The organism is Vagococcus elongatus, from assembly GCF_003987645.1.
GTDB lineage: Bacteria > Bacillota > Bacilli > Lactobacillales > Vagococcaceae > Vagococcus_A > Vagococcus_A elongatus.
Window position 1 is genome coordinate 1 of sequence record NZ_NGKA01000007.1, and the last position, 21,437, is coordinate 21,437.

At 40.6% G+C, this 21,437-nt stretch carries 19 protein-coding genes and 2 tRNA genes; 2 read left to right on the forward strand and 19 right to left on the reverse strand.

From position 1 onward, the window contains the following. Positions 1-217 precede the first annotated feature (217 nt). From addA to CBF29_RS05555, 5 genes are all read right to left on the reverse strand, one after another. Positions 218-4,009, reverse strand: a complete 3,792-nt coding sequence (gene addA / locus CBF29_RS05535) for a helicase-exonuclease AddAB subunit AddA (protein WP_126808509.1) — start codon at positions 4,007-4,009, stop codon at positions 218-220. After that, positions 4,009-7,569 (reverse strand): PD-(D/E)XK nuclease family protein, encoded by a 3,561-nt coding sequence (locus tag CBF29_RS05540; RefSeq protein ID WP_126808267.1) that lies wholly within the window; start codon positions 7,567-7,569, stop codon positions 4,009-4,011. The genes addA and CBF29_RS05540 overlap by 1 nt, the downstream gene beginning before the upstream one ends. Before the next feature lie 104 nt (positions 7,570-7,673). Then, entirely contained in the window at positions 7,674-8,285 is a 612-nt protein-coding gene (gene lepB, locus CBF29_RS05545; RefSeq protein ID WP_126808270.1) for a signal peptidase I, read from the reverse strand. A gap of 130 nt (positions 8,286-8,415) precedes the next feature. Beyond that, positions 8,416-10,419, reverse strand: a complete 2,004-nt coding sequence (gene tkt / locus CBF29_RS05550) for a transketolase (RefSeq protein WP_126808272.1) — start codon at positions 10,417-10,419, stop codon at positions 8,416-8,418. Positions 10,420-10,519: 100 nt separating this feature from the next. Further along, a complete protein-coding gene (locus tag CBF29_RS05555; RefSeq protein ID WP_126808274.1) occupies positions 10,520-10,768 on the reverse strand; it encodes a DUF896 family protein in 249 nt (82 codons plus the stop codon). A gap of 144 nt (positions 10,769-10,912) precedes the next feature. Here CBF29_RS05555 and lexA point away from each other — a divergent pair, with 144 nt between their 5' ends. Together lexA and CBF29_RS05565 are read left to right on the forward strand one after the other, a co-directional pair. Next, positions 10,913-11,533 (forward strand): transcriptional repressor LexA, encoded by a 621-nt coding sequence (gene lexA / locus CBF29_RS05560; RefSeq protein ID WP_126808276.1) that lies wholly within the window; start codon positions 10,913-10,915, stop codon positions 11,531-11,533. Between the two features lie 86 nt (positions 11,534-11,619). After that, positions 11,620-11,820, forward strand: coding sequence for a hypothetical protein (locus CBF29_RS05565; RefSeq protein WP_126808278.1), 201 nt, complete (start codon positions 11,620-11,622; stop codon positions 11,818-11,820). Between the two features lie 58 nt (positions 11,821-11,878). Here the strand turns inward: CBF29_RS05565 and galU are convergent, their stop codons facing one another. The 14 genes from galU to CBF29_RS05635 form a co-directional block, all read right to left on the reverse strand. Next, positions 11,879-12,778: a UTP--glucose-1-phosphate uridylyltransferase GalU gene (gene galU / locus CBF29_RS05570; RefSeq protein ID WP_126808280.1), complete on the reverse strand. Its 900-nt coding sequence runs from the start codon at positions 12,776-12,778 to the stop codon at positions 11,879-11,881. 25 nt (positions 12,779-12,803) lie between these two features. Next, positions 12,804-13,814 carry an NAD(P)H-dependent glycerol-3-phosphate dehydrogenase gene (locus CBF29_RS05575; protein WP_126808282.1) on the reverse strand — a complete coding sequence of 337 codons (1,011 nt, stop codon included), beginning with the start codon at positions 13,812-13,814 and terminating at the stop codon, positions 12,804-12,806. Then, entirely contained in the window at positions 13,811-14,479 is a 669-nt protein-coding gene (gene ppaX / locus CBF29_RS05580) for a pyrophosphatase PpaX (RefSeq protein WP_245987282.1), read from the reverse strand. The genes CBF29_RS05575 and ppaX overlap by 4 nt, the downstream gene beginning before the upstream one ends. After that, positions 14,476-15,294, reverse strand: coding sequence for a prolipoprotein diacylglyceryl transferase (lgt, locus tag CBF29_RS05585; protein ID WP_126808284.1), 819 nt, complete (start codon positions 15,292-15,294; stop codon positions 14,476-14,478). Before lgt ends, ppaX begins: the two co-directional genes overlap by 4 nt. 25 nt (positions 15,295-15,319) lie before the next feature. Further along, the gene (gene hprK / locus CBF29_RS05590) at positions 15,320-16,252 is read right to left on the reverse strand and encodes an HPr(Ser) kinase/phosphatase (RefSeq protein ID WP_126808288.1); all 933 of its coding nucleotides are present in this window, start codon (positions 16,250-16,252) and stop codon (positions 15,320-15,322) included. Positions 16,253-16,375: 123 nt separating this feature from the next. Next, on the reverse strand, positions 16,376-16,561 hold the full coding sequence (locus tag CBF29_RS05595) for a hypothetical protein (RefSeq protein WP_126808290.1): 186 nt from the start codon (positions 16,559-16,561) through the stop codon (positions 16,376-16,378). A gap of 66 nt (positions 16,562-16,627) precedes the next feature. Further along, a tRNA-Gln gene (locus CBF29_RS05600) sits at positions 16,628-16,699 on the reverse strand. A 10-nt stretch (positions 16,700-16,709) separates the two neighbouring features. Further along, a tRNA-Tyr gene (locus tag CBF29_RS05605) sits at positions 16,710-16,790 on the reverse strand. Between the two features lie 74 nt (positions 16,791-16,864). Beyond that, a complete protein-coding gene (locus CBF29_RS05610) occupies positions 16,865-17,107 on the reverse strand; it encodes a DUF2969 family protein (protein WP_170169999.1) in 243 nt (80 codons plus the stop codon). A 263-nt stretch (positions 17,108-17,370) separates the two neighbouring features. Then, a complete protein-coding gene (locus tag CBF29_RS05615) occupies positions 17,371-18,021 on the reverse strand; it encodes a CBS domain-containing protein (protein WP_126808294.1) in 651 nt (216 codons plus the stop codon). Between the two features lie 4 nt (positions 18,022-18,025). Next, entirely contained in the window at positions 18,026-18,730 is a 705-nt protein-coding gene (locus CBF29_RS05620) for an ABC transporter ATP-binding protein (RefSeq protein ID WP_126808296.1), read from the reverse strand. Further along, positions 18,730-19,506 carry an ABC transporter ATP-binding protein gene (locus CBF29_RS05625; RefSeq protein ID WP_126808298.1) on the reverse strand — a complete coding sequence of 259 codons (777 nt, stop codon included), beginning with the start codon at positions 19,504-19,506 and terminating at the stop codon, positions 18,730-18,732. Before CBF29_RS05625 ends, CBF29_RS05620 begins: the two co-directional genes overlap by 1 nt. Continuing rightward, positions 19,487-20,491 carry a branched-chain amino acid ABC transporter permease gene (locus tag CBF29_RS05630; protein ID WP_126808300.1) on the reverse strand — a complete coding sequence of 335 codons (1,005 nt, stop codon included), beginning with the start codon at positions 20,489-20,491 and terminating at the stop codon, positions 19,487-19,489. Before CBF29_RS05630 ends, CBF29_RS05625 begins: the two co-directional genes overlap by 20 nt. A gap of 10 nt (positions 20,492-20,501) precedes the next feature. Then, on the reverse strand, positions 20,502-21,395 hold the full coding sequence (locus tag CBF29_RS05635; protein ID WP_126808303.1) for a branched-chain amino acid ABC transporter permease: 894 nt from the start codon (positions 21,393-21,395) through the stop codon (positions 20,502-20,504). Positions 21,396-21,437: the final 42 nt, after the last annotated feature.

Here is a 21,437-nt window from a genome sequence, read left to right on the forward strand (position 1 = left end):
TTTCGTCTATGGTAAGATGTTTGTAGGTCATTTGTGGCTCACTCCTTGTTTTCTTTGGTCGGAAATACAATTTGAGTGTACCACAAATGACTGTTTTTATTTTTCTAACTTAATTTTACAATTCAGGATCTTTAATTATAAAAGCAGAAGGAAGAAAATCACATAAAGATTTTCTTCCTTCTGCTTTATTTATCTTTCCCTCAAATCCAGTAGCAACCTATGTCATCTCAAGCACTAAATGTTGTTGCAAAAGAATCAGTTTGACCTCAGTGACTGGACGTTTTTTTTCTGCCTCCAAGGCTTTTTTATAAAGCTGTAATTGTCCTTGATAACGTTGTTTTATTTTATTCAAGTCAGCATCTATATAATTTTCTGGTAGATAATCTGTTTTGAAATCATATAAAATCAAGTCTTCCGAGGTTTCAATGTAACCATCGATGATTCCATGAACTAACAAACGGTCATCGATTCCCTCAGGAAACTCTTCAAAAATATCTTTAGCCGGAATCAGCATAGAAAATGGCTGTTCTCTTGAGACAAACTTCTGATTGGCTATCAAATAACTGCCAAATGGTGTCTCAAAAAATCTCTGCAGATGTTCTGCATCGATTTTTTCCCCCACCTCTTGGGCTATCGAATGATTGGTGACGAGCTTGCTGATGAGATTTCGGATATCTTCTACTGTGGGCGGGTGAGCCAAAGTCAGGAGCTGCAGCACCACGTGTGTTGCCGTTCCAATATCGGCAGATGAAACCTCTTCTGTCTCAGATAAAAATTTTGGTGTCGCCAACTTTTCCTCAGCGAAGCGATGCTTGATTCTCCCATGCCCATTGACAAATTCGATTGGCAATAGTGTGGTGTTATCAGGATCTTCAAATACCCGCTTGATTTCTGACACCGACTGGTAGCTTGCCGTCTGTGCAGCCACTTCATAGGGGTACTCAAAGGTCAGGACTTTGATGCTTTCAGCTAATTGCTGTTGTTCCTCCACCGTTTGATTATTAGTAACCATCTCCGGTTTTTCTATACTGGCAGCATTCGTTGTTGCTTCAGCTTCTGTCTGCTTGATTTTATCCAAGTCAAAGAATTCCACCGAAAAATCAACGGCACTCTGATCAAATTTTTGCTGATAGTCTTCTACATGTTCCTCCATGTTTTCTTTTAAGTTCTCATGGCGAACTAAAGTCATCCCTAGCCAATCCATTAAAGATTGGGCGCCTAACCGCAACTGGTCGGACAAAACTTCTGTTTTTATCTCAGCTGCTTTGGACCACTTCTTCCACGTATCAGCTTCATTTTTATATGAAGCCACAAGAAACAATTTTTCTTCCGCACGAGTCAACCCAACATACAGTTTTCTCATTTCTTCTGCCAGAAGTTTCTTACGTTTCTCCTCACGAATCGTTTGATAAGGTAAGCTCTCATATTCAACTCTTGTCAAAGGCTCGATATATTTTATCCCGGCACCCAGCTTTTCATCAAAAATATATTGCTGCCTTAAATCTTTCAAATTAAAGCGGCGATTCAAATCCATAATGAACACTACCGGAAATTCCAGCCCTTTTGAAGCGTGAATCGTCATCACACGGACGGCATCTTCATCTTCGCCAATTGAACTCGGTTCAGCCAAATCTTTTTCTTTTTGCTGCATTTTTTCGATAAACCGGACAAATTGGAAAAGACCTTTAAAACTGCTGTTTTCATAATTCATCGCCCGTTCATACAGAGCATGCAAATTAGCCTGACGCTGTTTCCCTGACGGCAATCCTCCAACATAATCAATCAATCCTGTGTCTTGATAAATTTTCCAGATTAAATCCACCAGTTGTTTGCGCCGTGCCAATTCCCGCCAGCCTGCCAATTGCTTCTCAAAATAATGTATTTTCTTTTGCAAATTTTTTTCCTCATCAGAAAATTTTTCGGTGTTCATTTTTGAGAAGCTTTTCAGAGCTTCGTAATAGTTCCCTGCTTGACGCTGCAAGCGAATCCGTGCCATATCGTTTTCTCCCAAGCCAACGATTGGTGAACGTAAAACTGCTGCCAGCGGAATGTCCTGATAAGGATTGTCAATCACATTTAACAACGCCATCACGAGTTTCACTTCTGTTGCCTGAAAATAATTTTGCGTATCATTGACGTACAAAGGAATCGACAACTCACTCAAAATATCTAAAATTACTAAATTATTCTTTTTAGTCGGTGTCAGAATCACGATATCCCGATACGCTAATGGGCGCATTTCTTTTGCTTTTTTATCATATACTTGAAACCCATTTTGCTTCAGTTCACGAATTTTATTCCCGATGATTCGAATTTCCCCTTCAGTCTTATCATCAATAACGAAGTCCTCAGAAACCTCATCTTCTGATACATCTTCTTCTGAGTTTTCTAATCCGTCATTTTCAAAAATCAGCACCTCAGTCTTAAAATCGTCTGTTTTCGGGAAAGCTTTAAATCCATGAACCAGCTTCGCCTGATCATCATAATCCAGCTGTCCCACTGAAACATCCATCAACTGAGTAAAAACAAAGTTGGTGAACGCTAAGACATCTCCTCTGGAACGGAAATTCTCAGCTAAAACGATACGCCTTCCGCCCTCTCCCTTGGCAAAAGCATTGTATTTTTCGATAAACAAGGTAGGATCAGCCAAACGAAAAGAGTAAATGGACTGCTTTACATCACCGACCATAAAAAAGTTGCCATCCTCTTTTTCAGGACTGCGCAGCCAAAATAATATGTTTTCCTGAAGCTGGTTGATGTCCTGATATTCGTCCACCAGTACTTCTTTAAATTGCTTGCGATAAAAAGAACTAGCCTCAGATGCTTCCCAATCATCACCGCTTTTTTTCCTTAAAATCCGCAATGTCAAGTGTTCCAAGTCATTAAAATCCAATATTTTTTTCTCTTGTTTTTTAGCTGTGTAAGCTTTATCGAACAAGTCCGCAACTTCTGAAAGATTTTTTATGTAAAATTTTGATCGTTTCAATATCGTCAGATGTGCATCAGGCGCTATCCCAAAGAAGCCAGACTTCATCTCGTTGATATACTCTTTATTTTGATTGCGGATAGCTTTTGTACTTTCAAATGCTTCTTTGATGACATCATCTGCTTTTTTCCCCGGACCGCGATAAGTTTGAAATTCAACCTGTTTCAGCATCTCATGACAGGTTTCCAGCTTTTCAGCTGAAATCAGCTCGTAAATCTGCTCAAGAATCGCCACTTCATCTTGTAGAATAGCCAAAGGTTTTGCTAATTCAGGCTCTCCCTCTAGAGAAGATACTGCCGAGAATCCTTGTTCAATTCTTTCACTTATGACTTGCAGCATATTGGGGCGGATAAACTCTCTATAGACCATCGTGTCCGCCAGCTGTTCCTCCCCCTGATACAAAGCCAGCAACCCATCAAGCCATCTTTTCGGCTCAGGATTAGCTCTTGAAAATTCGTATAAAGAATAAATCAACTGAGAAAAGCCTTCATCATTGCGGTCGCCAGAAAAGTTTTCTGTCAGAGGATAAAACCATTCTTCCTGTTCCCCATAAAGTTCTTCTCTGAGTTCATGCCAAACATCTTCTTTTAACAACAACATCTCTGTTTCATCGGTTAATAAGCGAAAAACCGGGTCAATATCAATCAAATAATAGTACTTGCGAATTACCTGTAAACAAAACGCGTGTAATGTACTAATTGGCGCCGCAGGGATTTTACTGATTTGATTGACCAGGTGTCTCTGCTGTTCTACATCTTGTTCTTCGGTAATTGCCTGTTGAACAGCAGTTAAGATACGTTCTTTCATCTCTTTTGCCGCTGCTTCTGTATAAGTTGCAATCAAAAGCTGGTCGATGTCCACTCCGCTTTTGATTTTTTCAATGACACGCTGAACTAAAACTGTGGTTTTCCCCGATCCTGCCGAAGCGGAAACCAGCAGATTACTGCCGCCGTCATAAATGGACTGCCACTGTCCATCTGTAAAGTGGCTTTGTTCCGGTTTTAATGGTAGTTTGCCACTCATCATTCCTGTACCTCCCCTTTCAAATTAAACTTGATTCGATCAATGACATCATCTTTTTTCATTTTTTCCAGCCGATGATAGTTGTTTTCTTTTAACATAGGATCGAACTGACACACACTGCGGAAAGGACAGTACTGACAAGCAATCCTGATTTTCTCCCTGTAGGCAGGATTCAATCTGATATTCCCAGCATAAATATTCTCTCCTGCTTTACTGAACAGCTCACGATTGTGACCTCTGAGCAATTCTAAATCATCCCCAGTCACAAACTGGTTAGAGCGGACCGAACCGTTTTTCAAAATATTGTAAGGGTAGACGGCTGAAGTTTCTTGAGGCCCTACTGTCTTATCTAACTGTTCAATAAAACTATCGTCTTCCAACAGTAAGCCTTGGTAACGAAACTCTTTCAACATAGACTCAAGCAGCTGATCTTCAGGTATCCCTTCTTTTAACCGCGGATTTTTAACGTGTAAGTAAAAAGCGCCGCCTAATTTTGCCTTTTCGGTCCCTACCAGCTGGACCGCATTCATCATAGCAACGTCTAAGTAAGTAATCATCTGCATCGCAAGTCCAAAATAAGCATCTTGAAAACTAAATTTATGAGCGCTTGATTTGTAGTCTACCACTGAAATAAAAGGGCCTTCTTCGGTTCTTACGACATCCAAACGGTCGATTTTCCCTCTGATTTTTATCTGTCTTTGATCAGAAAGGGGAATTTCCAAACTTGCCAGTCCTTTTTCCTGAGCAATTTCCCCAAAAATCACTTCTGTTTGGGCTGTCGTCAAGCCTGTGCGCTTACTTTGTTCCCGCAACGCCCAGCTGACTCTTTTTATCGTTTGAATCAGCTGATAGCGTATATAATTCATGCGATTAGACGTGCTCAAAATCATAAATTTACTATGATCCAATACCTCTGTCAGGACTTGATCAGCGATTTTATTCAATTCAGTTTCATTCAACTGGCTAAGAGACAAGTTATTTTCGATTAATACTTTAAAAATAGCATCGAGAGTATCATGGAAAAATTCTCCAGCCGCAGCCGGTGTTAATTCGAAAACTTCCCGCTCTTTCAAACGCAACCCGTAGGTCAGAAAATATTTGTATTCACACTGATAAAATCGTTCGATTTTTGAGACTGAGCCATACAACGTCTCCCCATACAAATCAGACACAAGTGAGGGTGCCAAAGTTTCTGGAATATTTTTTTTATTCAAACTGCGGAAAACACTCTGTGCCAATCGGATGGACTGAGTCTCTCCCCGATTAAATAAACTTTTTTCCAGTTGTCCCCATTGGTAAGGTATCTCTTTGCCCTCATCCATGCTCTGACGCTTCAGCTGAACCAGCGTACCGACAAGTGTCTGATAATTACCAACAAATGACTCTTCAAATGTATCGAGAGAAGGCATAAAATGTTTTTCCTCAATGGCAATCTTCAAACCTTCCGCAATTCTAGCAACATAGGGAGAGATTCTCCCGGTACTTCCCTTTTCTCCACTCATTGGATAGGTCAAATACAACTTCTCACTGCTGGATAAAAATGCTAAATAAGCTAGATTAGGCTCTTGATGCATGGACTGGCTGCCCGTAAGCAATAAAAATTGTCCTTCCTGCAGCCCTTCTGCCACGTTGCCCCGTTCCTGATCAGAAAGCAAGGTAGTATTTTCCGTTTTCCCCGGCAAAACTTGATCGGTGGCACCTAAAATAAAAGTAACTTTATTTTTCTTGGCATGGACCTTGTCCAAGGCTGATACTTTCACCTGATCAAGTGTGGTAGGAACCTTGCTGTAAGTCGTCCCTTCCAACCCATAAGCTAAAATCTCTTCAAATTCCGCCAAGTCAAAAGAACGCTCCCCCAAAATTTCAACATATTCATCCAACAATGCTACAAAGGCCTGCCATGTCTGCTCGTGAATCTTTGCCTCCTCCAACTCTCCTTGCTGAATATAATAGTCCCGCCAGAAAAGCAGCTGCTGCTCCACCCCAGTATTTACTAAAAACTGATACAAAGTATACGCTCCCTCTTTGCCAGTCTTTGCCTGTTTCATTTTTTGATAAAAAGGAACCAAATCATCACGAATATCACGGCGGACGTCATTGGAAATTCTTTCGGCAATGGCATCGAGAGACTCTTCATCCTCTGATGATTCTTGGATATACGTGACATATTCCCAATCATTTTCACGGACCCAGTTTGTTCCTTCATAACCGTACGCCAAAACAACGTTATCCGTTTGGTCGACCTTCTCACGATAGTCATCACGTACCGCCAGCCATTGTTCAATACTTAGCTGACCGTCCATCTTTGGTAAAAATAATTCTGTTCTTAAAAAACGCATCACATCCGTATAACGATAGTACCTTTTATCAATTGCAAAAAGAGCATCAAGAAATTCTACTAAGGGATGATGGGTCATCATTAAATCTTCATTTAAGTAAAAGGAGATATCGTGCGCATTAAACACCGGTGTGATTCTCGCATTGTATAGTTGGGCATCCCGAGTCAACACCTCAATGTCTTGGTAGCGATAGTGCCCGCTAGACACTAATCGGCGAATTTCTTTGGCAACATGCTCAACTTCTGCCTGTGGATTTTCCGCCTGCCATATCTTGATATTTCCTTGAGAAGCGGCCGGAAGTTCTTTTTTTTGACGGCTGACTTTCTGGCTGTCACGCCAAAAAACATCCAACAGTGCCAGATCATCTGTTATTTCAAAGGGAAGTCTTTCATCTAATTCTATAGGTATGCCGGCATTTTTAGCCCAGTGATACAAGGAGTGATACAAGGAGCCGCTGTCATAAAAAAGCTCATAAGGTTTTGGCGGCTGGTCTACATAGCCTTGATCTAACGGTAAATCCACTACCAGATTGCCCGCTTTTGACATGAGGACCTGAATCAACTCTTGCTCCTGAGCGGTCAGTCTTGTAAAACCAGTCAAAATAAACTGCACATGCGACAAATCTTTTGATTGCAAATACTCAGCTAAATGACTTAATATATCCATTTCATTGATATCATTATCAAATAAAAACTGGCAATAGCGCTGGTAAATCAAAGAAAGATCTTCCAGCTTGCGTTTAAAATCTGCTTCTTCTGTCTGTTCCGCCAGCAAAAGCAGGTCTTCTTCCATGATTTTCCCCTGATGAAGCTCTTGAAAAAAATCAGCCAGTTGTTGGATAAAGCCGGAATGCTCCGCTTCTCCACGATAAACCAACAGATTTTCATTGTCTTCCCTCAAGATAGTTCTCAATACCATGTGCTTGCCTGCATCACTTAACTGCTTCCCATTATACAAACCAGTGTATTGCAAAAAATACCAAGCTAAACGGGTGAAACTAAACACCTGCAAATTCATCGTCGCCAAGGTTTGAGAATTATCTTGCTGATTTAATTTTCGGATGCTGTCCAGCACATGAACTTCTGCTTCAAATTTCACGTGATTGGGTACGATATAAAATACTTGATGTTTCTGATCTTTTTCCAACCATTCCACTGCCTGCTTTAACAATGGTGTCGTATGGTCACTTCTCGCCGGTCCAAAGAAAAATTTCAATGACATAAAGGTGCTCCTTCCAAAAAGATTTCTCCTTTAGTTTAGCATAAAGAAGATAAAAAAAATAATCTGTCCAATCAGACAGATTATCTTTTTATCAATTTCAACAGTTAGTCTAAAGTTCCAATTTTTATATCCAATTTGCCTGAGTCTTCATCTTTGATGAAAATCGGCCAAAATCTGAATTTCACATCTCCTGTGATATCCTCCAGGTCAATCAATCCGATGTAACGACTATCCTTAGAAATCGGACGGTTATCCCCTAATACAAAAACCTTGCCCTCAGGTATAACGTCAACTCTCACACTTTCGATATCCATTAAGGTAAAGTCGGTCAGCATTTCCCCGTCACTTGTTCGATAAGCCGTATACACGACCCCATCTTGCATGTCAGATTTCACATCATCCAAATAGGATTCATTTATTTTTTCACCATTAATATAAAGTTCATCATTTTTAAAAGATAGACTGTCCCCGGGCAAACCGATAACGCGCTTAATATAATTTTGATCTGGCTGATCTGGTGCAGGAAATGTGACAATGTCAAAACGCTTGATTTCAGACATCTTAAACTGAATCACACGTTGCCGGTCTTCCAGTGTGGGCACCATCGAGTCTCCCGAGACTGCCACCGGAGACATTACAAAACGCCTCACCACAAAAAGAACAATTATTAAACCGCCAAGCCAAATAATATTACTAATAAATTCTTTTTTACTCATGGGGTTCCTCCGCTTCTCTATAACCTAACATGGTTATTTTAGCACACCGCCAAATACTAAACAAACAGATAAGGCCACAAAAAAGAGAGTGTCCGTTTAGAACAACTCTCCTTTGCAAAATTACTATTAGTTATTCAGCGATTTGATTAAAAATATTGACAACATTTTCAACTGTAAAGCCATATTCTTTAATCACTGTACCGCCAGGAGCACTAGCACCAAATTTATCAATGCTTAGCGAAGCACCAGCTAATCCCACATAACGTTCCCAACCGAAACTAGCACCCATCTCAATAGATAGACGTTTAGTGACTGCTTTTGGCAACACACTTTCCTTATACGCAGCATCCTGTGCATCAAATAATTTCATGCTAGGCATAGACACGACTGACACATCTTCACCTTTTTCAGCCAAAGCTTTTTGAGCTTCTACCGCTAGAGCAACTTCAGAACCGGTAGCAATCAGAATACCTGATGGAACGGCTCCCTTAGCAGGAGAAACGATATATGCTCCCTTAGAAACTCCTTCAGCAGCTAATTCTGATGTCTTCGGCAATACTGGCAGATTTTGGCGTGTCAAAACTAGCACGGTCGGATGATCCGTTGACTGAACAGCTAATTTCCACGCTTCACGCACTTCATTACCATCTGCCGGGCGAACAACATTGACATTTGGCATACTGCGCAAGCTTGACAATTGCTCAATCGGTTCATGAGTCGGTCCGTCTTCACCAACAGCCACAGAGTCATGAGTCAAGACGTAAGTTACTGGAGCCTTTTGAATGGCTGCTAAACGAACGGCTGGGCGCAAGTAATCCACAAAGACGAAGAACGTCCCTCCGTATACTTTTGTTCCCCCATGTAAAGCAATACCGTTCATCGCTGCTGCCATAGCAAATTCCCGAACACCAAACCAGATATTGCGGCCTTCATAACTTCCAGGCTCGAAATCTTTTTCACCGGCGATCATTGTATTATTAGAGCCAGATAAATCAGCAGAACCTCCCCACAAATTAGGAATAGTTTTTGCCAAAGCCTGAATCATTTCACTACTGGTGACACGGCTAGCCTTCTCTCCGTCTCCTTCATGATAGACAGGCATTTCCTTATCCCAATCTGCCGGCAATTTATCAGCAAAAGCGTCTTTAAATTGTTGTGCCAGTTCAGGATATTTTTCACTGTAGTCTTGGAACAACTGATCCCACTCAGCTTCAGCTTTTTGTCCTTTGACCACTATTTCTTCTTTAAAACGTTCCTTTACTTCTGCCGGAACTTCAAACAGATCATATTCCCAACCATAAGCGGCCTTTGCTGCTGCTGCACCTTCAGCTCCCAATGGCGCACCGTGCACCTTACTAGTACCTTGATTTGGGGCACCAAAACCAATCACAGTCTTAATTTCAATCATAGTTGGTTTGCCTGTTTCTGCCTTTGCTTCATCAATAGCTTTAGAAATAGCAGCCAAATCTGTGCCGTCTTCCACAAGGATGTGTTGCCAACCGCTAGCTTCTAGCCGTCCTTTAACGCTTTCGCTGAATGATTTATCTAAATCACCATCAAGAGAAATATCATTTGAATCATATAAAACGATTAATTTGTTTAACTTCATATGACCAGCCATGCTGATAGCTTCTTGAGAGATTCCTTCCATCAAATCTCCGTCGCCGCAAATAGCATACGTATAATGGTCAACAACTTTAAAGTTTGGACGATTATACGTTGCAGCTAGATGAGCTTCAGCCATCGCAAATCCAACACTCATCGCAATACCTTGACCTAATGGGCCTGTGGTCGCTTCTACTCCGTCTGTATGATGAACCTCTGGATGTCCAGGCGTGCGACTATTCCACTGGCGAAATTCTTTTAAATCTTCAATAGTCACATCATAACCTGCTAAATGAAGCAAGCTGTATTGTAACGCTGAACCATGTCCGGCAGATAAAATAAAACGGTCCCGGTCGGCCCAATTTCTAGAAGTTGTTGGGTTCACTTTCAGATGCTTTGTCCACAAAGCATAGGCCATTGGGGCTGCTCCCATTGGCAATCCTGGATGTCCTGAATTTGCTTTTTGAATCATATCGATACTTAGAGTGCGCAGTGTATTAACACCGAGTTCGTCAATCTTGTCAAACAAAATAATCATCCTCCTGATTTAGGTTTTTTTTACCTTTATTAGCATTTTACTACTTTTACGTCTGAATAGCAATGAAATTATTGATACTTTTAAGTATAACTTATTTTTCATGTCTTCCATGCAATTTTTTTTCTTTCTGAATCTTTTTCAATTTCTCCGGCGTCACATCTGTTCCTTCCTTATCGATAACTTTCATTCCCTCGATATGATGTCTCATTCCACCACGGAAAGCAGCCAGATATTCTTCCCTTAATTTCTTTTGTTCTTCTTTTTCTTCTTGGTTCAGCCCTTCTGTCTTCGCTTGATTAGCTAATTCATTGATTCGGGCTAATTTTTCTTTTGACAGCATAAATCTACTCCTCCTCACTCTTCTTTATTTTAACGAAACAACTCCAAAAAAACAATGCCATAAAAAATAGCGAACACTTGTTTGATTTGTCATTAAGAGTATGCTACACTTTCTTTGTAACTACTCTTTATAGGAGGCGATGAGTTGACTACGCAAAAAGAAAATAGACAAATCAAAATTTTAAGATACATATATGAAGAAGTGGATAAACGCGGCTATCCACCGACCGTTAGAGAAATAGGTGAAGCCGTCAATCTTTCTTCTACTTCGACTGTGCACGGACATCTGTCCCGACTAGAAAAGAAAGGACTTCTGCAACGAGATCCTTCAAAGCCTAGGGCGATTGAAGTCACACCTGAAGGCTTGAATTTCTTGGGCATACAAGCTGATGTCATGCCTGTTTTAGGAACGGTGACCGCAGGGGAGCCTATCTTAGCGGTAGAAGAAGCTTCTGATTATTTTCCTATCCCGCCAGAATTTAAAAATGAATCCCGCCCGTTATTTATGTTAAAAATCCGTGGTGATAGTATGATTAATGCAGGAATTTTTGATGGGGACTATGTTATCGTCCGCAAACAAACCCACGCCTCTAATGGTGAAATGGTGATTGCTATGACCGATGAGGAAGAAGCCACGTGCAAAACTTTTTACAAAGAACAAAATTATTTTCGTCTTCAACCCGAAAATGACTTTCTTGAGCCGATTATCCTTGATAATATCACGATTCTAGGAAAAGTAGTGGGATTGTACCGTAGTTTCTTTTAAAAAACTTTTAAAAACTTCTTTACAAAGCGAACGTTTGTTTGTATAATGAAAACAGAACAGATGTTCTTGTATAGGAGGATGAAAAAATGACAAGCATTAGAAGATTATTTTTCTTATTTTTTGTATTGTTGATAGGTATTTTTCTTGGCAACTTAGGTTTGAAAACAGCCTTCTTGATCGTCGTCCCTATCTTTCTCATATTAATCATGCTATGGGATGAAGCAAGTTACCGCTACACTAGTCATCGAAAACAACAAAACACACAACGAGAATATCATTATAGATAAATCAAAAAACTTTCTAACTTTTGAACTTGGTTTCAGCCAAAAAGTTAGAAAGTTTTTATTATTTCTTTTTATTATCCTGTTCTTCCAATTCTTTCCCCATACTGATGATAAGTTCACGTAATTGGTCTTTTACTTCCGGATGCTCTAAACCATATTCGATACTTGTTTTCAAGAAACCAAATTTATCACCCACATCGTAGCGCTTGCCGGTGAATTGATGGGCAAAAACTCTCTGCGTCTTGTTCAACGTGTCGATGGCATCGGTCAATTGAATTTCATCTCCGGCACCGGGTTTCTGATTTTCCAATATCTCAAAAATTTCTGGCGTCAACAAGTAACGGCCAATAATTGCCAAATTACTTGGAGCATCTTTTGGATCAGGTTTCTCAACAAAATTTTTCACATTGTACAATCCTTTTTTTACCATCTGCTCAGGATTGATGATGCCGTATTTTGAAGTATCTTCATTAGGAACTTCCATCACGGCGATAGTTGAAGCTTTGGTTTGTTCATAATTGTCAATCAGCTGTTTAGTCAAAGGAACTTTGTCAGACATTAAATCATCACCCAGCATCACCACAAACGGCTCATTACCGACAAAAGCTTTTCCTAGGGAAACGGCATGTCCTAAACCTCTTGGATGAGACTGACGCATAAAATGCAAGTTTAAACCAGTGGTGGCTTCCACTTTTGCCAGTAAATCAGTTTTCCCCTTTTCTTTCAAATTCATTTCCAGTTCTAAGTTAGCATCAAAATGATCCTCGATCGGGCGTTTTGCTTTTCCTGTAATGATCAAAATATCCTCAATCCCTGACTCCAATGCTTCTTCAACAATAAATTGGATCGTCGGCTTGTCCACAATCGGCAGCATTTCTTTGGCCATTGCTTTCGTTGCCGGTAAAAATCGGGTACCTAGACCCGCAGCTGGAATAATCGCTTTTTTTACACGTTGGTTCATCTCATACTCCTTCTACTGATTTTTTTTAGAATTCTTTTTCCGATTTTTTATCTCTCAACATCATATCCTGAATCACTTCTTCTGCTTTTTTCCCGCCGTAAACCACCTGATAGATGGCTTCAGTTATCGGCATTTCTACACCTAGTTCTTCCGCGAGCTCATAAGCAGATTTTGTAGTGGAGATGCCTTCAACAACCATTCCCATGGTAGCTAGGATGTCATCCACTGAATAGCCTTTTCCCAACATATCTCCGGCACGCCAGTTCCGCGAATGGATACTGGTACAAGTAACGACTAAATCTCCAAAGCCGCTCAAACCGATAAAGGTAAGAGGATCTGCTCCCATGGCCACGCCTAAGCGGGTGATTTCTGCTAATCCCCGAGTCATTATCCCAGCTTTAGCATTATCTCCTAAGCCAAGACCGTGAATCGCACCAGCGCCAAGAGCGATGATATTTTTTAAGGCAGCGCCTGTTTCAACACCTATCACATCATCATTTGTATACACTCTAAAATAATCATTCATAAATAATTGTTGAACATACTCTGCCCATTCAAGATTTTTGCTTGCTGCTGTAATCGTGGTAATATCTTTTACTGCCACTTCTTCGGCATGGCTTGGACCCGAGAGAACAACGATATCCCGTCGCATATTTTCAGGTATTTCCTGAGCCAATATTTCAGAAATTCTCAAATGCGTTTCTTGTTCAAACCCTTTACTGGCATGGATGATAACCGGCTGATTCTGGCACAATTTTCTAAATCGAATCGCCACTTCTCGAATAGCTTTTGTCGGTACGACAAATAAAACAGCATCCGCACCTTTTATCGCTTCTGCCATATCAGTTGTTGCTTTTAATTCTTTGGGGAAAACTATATCAGGCAGATAAGCTTTATTCGTGTGGTGCTTTTGAAGCTCTTCCACTTGATCGGTTTCTCTGCCCCAAAGTGTGACATCATGTCCATTTTCGACTAAAGTATTCCCTAAAGCCAATCCCCATGAACCAGTTCCTAAAACGGCAATTTTTTGCTTCATTCTCTACCTCCGTTATTTTGTAAAGTAATCCACTCCTGTAATTCTACCATACTTTTGACCGTTTGATAGGGTTTGTAAGGTTTCACTTCTGCCAATGTCTTATGAGACCACTCAACGAATATCCCCCGAACCTTTGCCCGGTTAGCAGCTTCGATATCTTGGGGATTGTCCCCAACCATAATAGTTTCAGCTGGACTAGAAGACAACTTTGTCATGGCAAGATGGAGCGCTTCAGGATCGGGCTTGACTTTTTGATAGTCTGTGCCGCCTAAGATCAGGTCAAAATAATTTTGGATATTCAACACTTCCAAACCTCTTTTTAAAATAAAACTGTTCTTAGTTGACACTACCGCCAGTCGTATGTCTGATTTTTTTAGTTTTCCAAGCACTTCTTCTACGCAGGGAAATTCTTGAATCAAGTCGTCATGCTTTTCATGATTAAATTCCCGATATGTTGCTACCATCTCATCTGTTTTCTCAGGTAACAATTCGGAAAAAACTTCTTCAAGAGAAGGACCGTTGAAATGTCTCACAGATTCTTCCGTCTGAAAACGTCCCGGCAGATATTTTTCAAAGACATGGAGATAAGACTGGGCGATCAGATGATTTGTATCCGCCAGAGTGCCGTCAAAATCAAACAGCACTGTTTGAACACTTGCCATCATCTCACCCCTCTTAAATTATAATAAGGAGGTTTTACCACTTTTCTCCGGTAAATCATCATGCCTAGAGCCCCTGCAAAAAGAATGAGGGATAATAACTGTGACACTCTGATTTCTCCAAACAAATAAAGACTGTCAGTTCTTAACCCTTCAATAAAGAAGCGTCCAAAAGAATACCACATGATATAACTGAAAAACACTTCCCCCTGAAGCAATAAATCTTTTCTGGAACGCAGCCATAATAATATCGCAAAACCTGCCAGGCTCCACAGACTTTCATACAAAAATGTCGGGTGCCGAAAAGCACCATCAATATACATATTCTCTACAATAAAATTCGGCAGATGCAAGCCTCTTAAAAAAGCCTCCGTAGTTTTCGGACCGTACGCTTCGTGGTTGGTAAAATTTCCCCAACGTCCGATGGCTTGCCCAATAATAACACTGGGTGCCGCAATATCTAAAAATTTCCAGAAAGAATAATAACGATTTTGAGTAAAGTAGTAAACGACCAGCGCCCCAGCAATCAATCCTCCATAAATGGCCAATCCGCCACTGCGTAAATTAAAAATTTGCAGCGGATTGTTAACGTATATTTCCCAGTCAAAAATGACATAATAAAGTCTTGCCCCTACAATGGACAAGGGTAATGCCCAAAGCATAAAATCAATAATGTCATCTTCACCGTAACCTAGGCGTCTAGACTCTCTGTTGGCCAGCCAGACAGCTAAAATAATGCCTGAAACAATAATGATGGCGTACCACTTAATCTCAAGACCAAACAGTTTAAATGCTACATCGTTAATTTGTGCCAATAACATAAGTTCTAATTCCCTCTTTCTATGCTCAAGTTTCAGAATTCATTTGAATCAAGTTAGTAAGATTTTCTTCAAATTTTTTCGTTGCATCATAACCCATCGTTTTGGCTCTAAAGTTCATTGCCGCTACTTCAATAATGATTGCCACGTTACGTCCAGTTTTTACTGGAATTGAAATTTTAGGAATATCTACATTAGCGATCCGCTCAGTCTCTGCGGCACCGCCTAGACGGTCAAATTTTTTATCCGGCGCCCAATGTTCAAGCTGGATCACCAATTGGACCTGCGAACTGTTACGTACCGCACTGGCACCATAAAGATTCATCACGTCAATAATCCCGATGCCTCGGATTTCCATCATGTGTTCTAAAATTCGTGCCGGTTCGCCGATGACAGTCCGTTCATCTTCTTGATAAACATCTACGCGATCATCTGCAACTAAGCGGTGGCCTTTTTTGATTAATTCCAAACCAGTCTCACTTTTTCCGATTCCGCTGTCTCCTTGAATCAGCACTCCCAATCCATATATTTCCATCAAAACACCATGGATAGATGTTCGAGGAGCCAAATGACCCTCGATAAAATTAGATAAGACCCCTGAAATTCTCGAGGTAGTCAACGAAGAGACCAGAACGGGAATGTTTCTTTCATTTGCAGCTTGAACCATCTCCTTTGTAGGTTCGATGCTTCGGGCAAAAATTATTGCCGGCGTTTCGTCGGTACATAACCTTCTCATAACAATCAGACGTTCTTCCGGCGTCATACGTTCTGAAAAAGCAACTTCTTTCCTGCCGAATAACTGTAATCTGTCATATGGATAGTAACTGAAATATCCAGTCAGCTCTAACCCCGGTCTTGAAATATCGCTTGTTAATATTTTTCTATCTAAATTCTCTGCACCAGAAGACACTTCCAGCTGCAGTTCATTAACCAATTGTTGAATCGTCACAAATTCTGACATAATCTTTCCTCCTGTCACATAGTTCTCTATTATTCTAACATTATCCATTTCAAGATACTAGTCTTTGAGCCTTTCCTTGACAAATCAAAAAGACACTCTTTTCAGAATGTCTTTTTCAAATTTCTAGTGGCCTTTCGCTTGCCATTTGATGACTTGCTTCAACCGATCGCTGCGATCGTTGCTGTTTGTTGTCAACTTTTGATTCTTTTCGCAAAATTCTGTTTCTATTGTGGCTGAACGCTGCTCCAATCCTCTTTTAAGTAAAGCATATTGTCTATAAATATTGCTTTGCATTTTCTTCAACTGCATGTCGTCTCACCCCTTTTAAGATAATAAAAAAACTGCATTCCCATGGGAACACAGCGTATAATTTGACTGGGCTAGCTGGATTCGAACCAACGAATGACGGAGTCAAAGTCCGTTGCCTTACCGCTTGGCTATAGCCCAATAACGAAAATGGAGGGGGGCAGATTCGAACTGCCGAACCCGAAGGAGCGGATTTACAGTCCGCCGCGTTTAGCCACTTCGCTACCCCTCCATAAGATGTCGGCATTATTGCCGACTTTTATATCATACGCAATTCCTTAAAAAAAATCAAGTGCAAAATAAAAATTATTGAAATAAATTCCACTGGCGGATAACGGCTTCAATACCTTCTTCCACTGTCTTGACAACCATTGCCGTTTCCCCGTCCATAATCACGGAAATCTTTTTAGGTTCTGTTTCCTCTAATGTCCCAATAATCTTTTTACCGACTTTTAACTCGTAACATGGGATAAGTTTCCCCTCTTTATTTATTTCAAACTCTTTGACTTCTATTTCTGTGTTCTTATTTGTATTCTTATTTTTGCTCATCTTGTTCACCTTTGCCTGTTCTTTCTCATTCATATTTTTGAAAAACCGTTACTAACAAAAGGCCAAAAAACTTAGTTGACCTTAAAAAAATATGTTCTTTCTACAAGATACCACAAAACCCTTAGTTTGTTAATGCGTAGTCTTACGAGAAAACAAAAATACTACTCAAAATAAAAAAATCCTGCAAAACTAGACTGTTAGGCCAGCTTCACAGGAGTCTATCTATCATCTATTAATTAGTATTAAAATAAAGCAGTATCTGATTAATCTTCTTTTGCTGTTTCAACTACGGACTTCACGACAAAATCATGAGCAGACAGAATATTTCTGACTTTCTCTTCTTCTGCATTGGTTAGTTGGACAACGATTGTAGGCTGTCCTTCGTGACGGAAAACAACAATTTGTACGATATTCATATGGTTCTCTGCAAATAGAGCGGTCAAACGGGCAAGCACCCCACGATGGTCCTCAGCAATCTCAATCGTCACTCTGAGACCTTCCTGATTGTATCCGGTGATTTCCAAAAAGGCATCAAAAATATCATTGTTCGTAATGATCCCTACTAATCTTTCGCCGTCACATACTGGCAGTACGCCTACATTATTCTCACGCATTCGCTTGATAGCATCTTCCAGAAGCGCCGTAGGTTTGATAGTCACAACCTCTTGGATCATGGTTTCGGCCACGGTGGTTTTATTAAGTAAATAATTGACTTCATAAACACTTAAACTGGTTGCCTTAGACGGCATGGCGCTTTGAATGGTTCCTTCCGTAATCAAACCAACAAGCTTGCCATCTTTTAAAACAGGCAGACGATGAATTTCATGCTGATTCATCACTTCTACTGCATCATAAATTTTAGTTTCCGGTTCAATCGTTACCAAATCAGTTGTCATATAGTATTCAACGATCATTCGATTATCCTCCTAAGTAAGCTTTTCTGACTTCCTCACTTGCAAGCAATTCTTCACCCGTGCCGCTAAGCACAAGACTGCCCGTTTCCAGCACATAACCTCTGTCAGCTATTGACAAAGCCATGTTTGCGTTCTGCTCAATCAAAAGGACCGTCGTCCCTTGTTTTTGAATTTCCTGAATAATATCAAATATCTCTTTGATAAAAATAGGAGCCAGACCCATTGAAGGCTCGTCTAACAGTAATAAATCCGGTTCTGACATCAACGCCCGCCCCATGGCAAGCATTTGCTGTTCCCCGCCTGATAATGTGGCTGCATCTTGATTTTTTCTATCTGCCAAAATGGGGAAACGTTCAAAAACTTCTTGTAGCACTCTTTTTGAATCTTGATTTTTCTTTTTCAGAAAGGCACCCATCTCCAAATTTTCCATGACTGATAGTCCCGAAAATACATGACGACCTTCTGGAACTTGTGAAAGTCCCGCAGCCACGATTTTTTGCGGTGCAGTTTTTGTCAATTCCAACTCTTTGAATTGAATACTTCCTCCTGCCGGACGCACAAGACCGGAAATCGTTCTTAAAATCGTCGTTTTTCCGGCACCGTTGGCCCCCACCAGTGAAACGATTTCTCCCTTTTTGACTTCAAAAGAGACACCATGCACTGCTTCAATGACTCCGTACTTTACGGTTAAATCTTTTACTTTCAGCACTAAATTTCACCACCTAGATACGCTTGAATCACACGTTTATTTTCTTTGATTTCCGCAGGAGTCCCTTGAGCAATCAACTGTCCATATTCTAACACATACAGACGCTCACAAACATCCATCACCAGAGACATATCATGTTCGATTAAGACTATCGTGATACCGAACTCTTGATGGATTTTTCGAATCAACTCTGTCAGTTCCGCGGTTTCTTGTGGATTCATCCCTGCTGCCGGCTCATCCAAAAACAAAAGTTTCGGTTGTGTCGCCAGCGCCCGGATAATTTCCAAACGGCGCTGCTGACCGTACGGAAGATTCCTCGCCAAGGTTTCTAGTTCGTTTTCCATATCGAAAATTTTCAGCAATTCAATGGAACGTTCTTTTAATTCGGCTTCTTGACGATAAAAACTCGGCAACCGCAAAACACTGCTGAAAATGCCTTGTTTATTTTTACTATTAAACCCAATCAATACATTGTCCAGCACGGTCAAATCTTTAAATAGACGAATATTTTGAAATGTTCGACTGATGCCCAAATCAGCGATTGCATAGGGCTTCATCTTGTTCAGTAATGTTTCTTTTCCATTCTCATTAAACGTTACACTGCCTTCTGAGGGTTCGTAAACCCCCGTCAACAAATTAAATAGTGTGGTTTTTCCGGCACCATTCGGCCCTATCAAACCAACAAGTTCGTTTTCCTCCAACTGGATAGAAACATTGGAAACAGCGGCTAAACCGCCAAAGTTTTTAGTTAAGCGATCAACGGTCAACAGAGGCATTTTCTTTTCCTCCTTTACCTATTCGCTGAAATAATTTTTTCATTGAAAGTTCTTTTTTACCTAACAATCCACCGGGTTTAAAAATCATGATGATGATTAGCGCCAAAGCATAAACGATCATCCGGTAATCACTGATGGCTTGAACATTTCTCAAAACATGGTTTAAAATACCTAACAGGATAGCAGCCACAAAACTACCAGTCAAACTGCCAATACCACCGAACACGACGATAATTAAAATATCAACGGACTTCATAAAACCAAAATCACCGGGAACTATGGTTTGAATGTAACTGGCATGGAGTGAGCCTGCAATACTTGCTGTAGCAGCTCCCAAAACAAAGGCTAAAACTTTTACTTTTGTCGAATTGACTCCCATAGCTTCAGCGGCAATTTCATCTTCACGTATGGAAAGAACTGTCCGCCCGGTACTGCTATGAATGAAATTCGCTATAATAATCGTCGTTAATACCATAAAAATATAAATGACTTCCCAGTTAGCATAATCAACAATACCAAAAACCCCTGCCGCACCGCCTGTGGCAAAAATCCCTTGGGATAAATCATCTTTCCCATTAACAATCAAAATACGGATGATTTCAGCAATTCCTAATGTGGCAATCGCCAAATAGTCCCCTTTTAAACGCAGAGTTGGAATCCCGACAACTAGCGCCACAACGATGGTAATCCCGACACCAATCAAAATACTTAGCAAAAACCCCGTATAAGTTGACTGTATTTGAGTAAAAATCGCCGTTGCATAGGCACCGATAGCCATAAATCCAGCATGTCCCAAAGAAAACTGTCCGGAAAATCCAATAATCAAATTTAAACCGACGGCTAGTATGACATTGATACCAATCAACGATAACGTGTCCTCTACAATACCGCTCAACAAACCCACGCTTTTCAACACGAAAATCCCAAGGTAGACCGCGACAGCCAGCAGCAGCCACGAAAGGTTATATTTTAGATTCTTTCTCATCTGACTCCTCCTACACTTTCTCTTTCGTATTTTTACCCAGCAAACCAGTCGGCTTAATTAATAATACAATGATTAGAATAAAATAAACGATGGCATCTTTATAAGCTGACAACCCTTCAATGGACGAGGCACTGACAAAAGTTTCAATCAAACCGATAGAAAATCCTCCCAATGCTGCTCCTGGAATCAAACCGATACCGCCAAACACTGCGGCAACAAAAGCTTTCAGTCCCGGCGTAACACCCATCATCGGGTCAATACTATTGTAGTATAAACCAATCATCACACCGCCAGCGGCTGCCAAAGCAGAGCCGATAGCAAACGTAAAGGAGATGGTCTGATTGACACTGATTCCCATCAGCATGGCAGCATCAGCGTCCACACTCACTGCACGCATCGCTTTACCCATCTTGGTCTTCATCACAATGATTTGAAGTCCCAACATCAATACAACCGTAGTACCCAAAATTAATAACTGGATATTAGATACCATTATTGGCCCTACTTCAATCATTTTTTGCTCAATGGCCTGAGGAAACGCTCGAGGTTCTGCACCGGCAAAAAATCTCAATTTCATGACATTTTGAATCAAAAATGACACACCAATCGCTGTGATCAGAGCTGCAATTCTTGTCGATCCACGCAACGGGCGGTAAGCGAGAAACTCTATCAGAACACCAATCCCCGCACAACAAATCATGGCTCCCACAAGAGCAACAAAAAAAGGCAGGTGAAAATATTGAATAAACACATAGCCAATAAACGCCCCCAGCATGTATATCTCCCCATGGGCAAAATTAATCAACTTTATAATACCATAAACCATCGTATAGCCTAATGCGATCAACGCATATATACTTCCTAGAGATAGGCCATTTACTAATTGCTGTAAAATATTCTCCATACGGAAATCCCCTCTTACTAAAAAACAAGGAATAGTTTTAGC

What these genes read in the sequence shown, in the direction of transcription:
- addA (WP_126808509.1), bottom strand. Translation starts at nt 4,009, where the DNA reads ATGAGTGGCAAACTACCATTAAAACCGGAACAAAGCCACTTTACAGAT.
- CBF29_RS05540 (WP_126808267.1), bottom strand. Translation starts at nt 7,569, where the DNA reads ATGTCATTGAAATTTTTCTTTGGACCGGCGAGAAGTGACCATACGACA.
- lepB (WP_126808270.1), bottom strand. Translation starts at nt 8,285, where the DNA reads ATGAGTAAAAAAGAATTTATTAGTAATATTATTTGGCTTGGCGGTTTA.
- CBF29_RS05555 (WP_126808274.1), bottom strand. Translation starts at nt 10,768, where the DNA reads ATGCTGTCAAAAGAAAAATTAGCCCGAATCAATGAATTAGCTAATCAA.
- CBF29_RS05565 (WP_126808278.1), top strand. Translation starts at nt 11,620, where the DNA reads ATGACAAGCATTAGAAGATTATTTTTCTTATTTTTTGTATTGTTGATA.
- galU (WP_126808280.1), bottom strand. Translation starts at nt 12,778, where the DNA reads ATGAACCAACGTGTAAAAAAAGCGATTATTCCAGCTGCGGGTCTAGGT.
- CBF29_RS05575 (WP_126808282.1), bottom strand. Translation starts at nt 13,814, where the DNA reads ATGAAGCAAAAAATTGCCGTTTTAGGAACTGGTTCATGGGGATTGGCT.
- ppaX (WP_245987282.1), bottom strand. Translation starts at nt 14,479, where the DNA reads ATGATGGCAAGTGTTCAAACAGTGCTGTTTGATTTTGACGGCACTCTG.
- lgt (WP_126808284.1), bottom strand. Translation starts at nt 15,294, where the DNA reads ATGTTATTGGCACAAATTAACGATGTAGCATTTAAACTGTTTGGTCTT.
- hprK (WP_126808288.1), bottom strand. Translation starts at nt 16,252, where the DNA reads ATGTCAGAATTTGTGACGATTCAACAATTGGTTAATGAACTGCAGCTG.
- CBF29_RS05595 (WP_126808290.1), bottom strand. Translation starts at nt 16,561, where the DNA reads ATGCAGTTGAAGAAAATGCAAAGCAATATTTATAGACAATATGCTTTA.
- CBF29_RS05610 (WP_170169999.1), bottom strand. Translation starts at nt 17,107, where the DNA reads ATGAGCAAAAATAAGAATACAAATAAGAACACAGAAATAGAAGTCAAA.
- CBF29_RS05615 (WP_126808294.1), bottom strand. Translation starts at nt 18,021, where the DNA reads ATGATCGTTGAATACTATATGACAACTGATTTGGTAACGATTGAACCG.
- CBF29_RS05625 (WP_126808298.1), bottom strand. Translation starts at nt 19,506, where the DNA reads ATGCCTCTGTTGACCGTTGATCGCTTAACTAAAAACTTTGGCGGTTTA.
- CBF29_RS05630 (WP_126808300.1), bottom strand. Translation starts at nt 20,491, where the DNA reads ATGAGAAAGAATCTAAAATATAACCTTTCGTGGCTGCTGCTGGCTGTC.
- CBF29_RS05635 (WP_126808303.1), bottom strand. Translation starts at nt 21,395, where the DNA reads ATGGAGAATATTTTACAGCAATTAGTAAATGGCCTATCTCTAGGAAGT.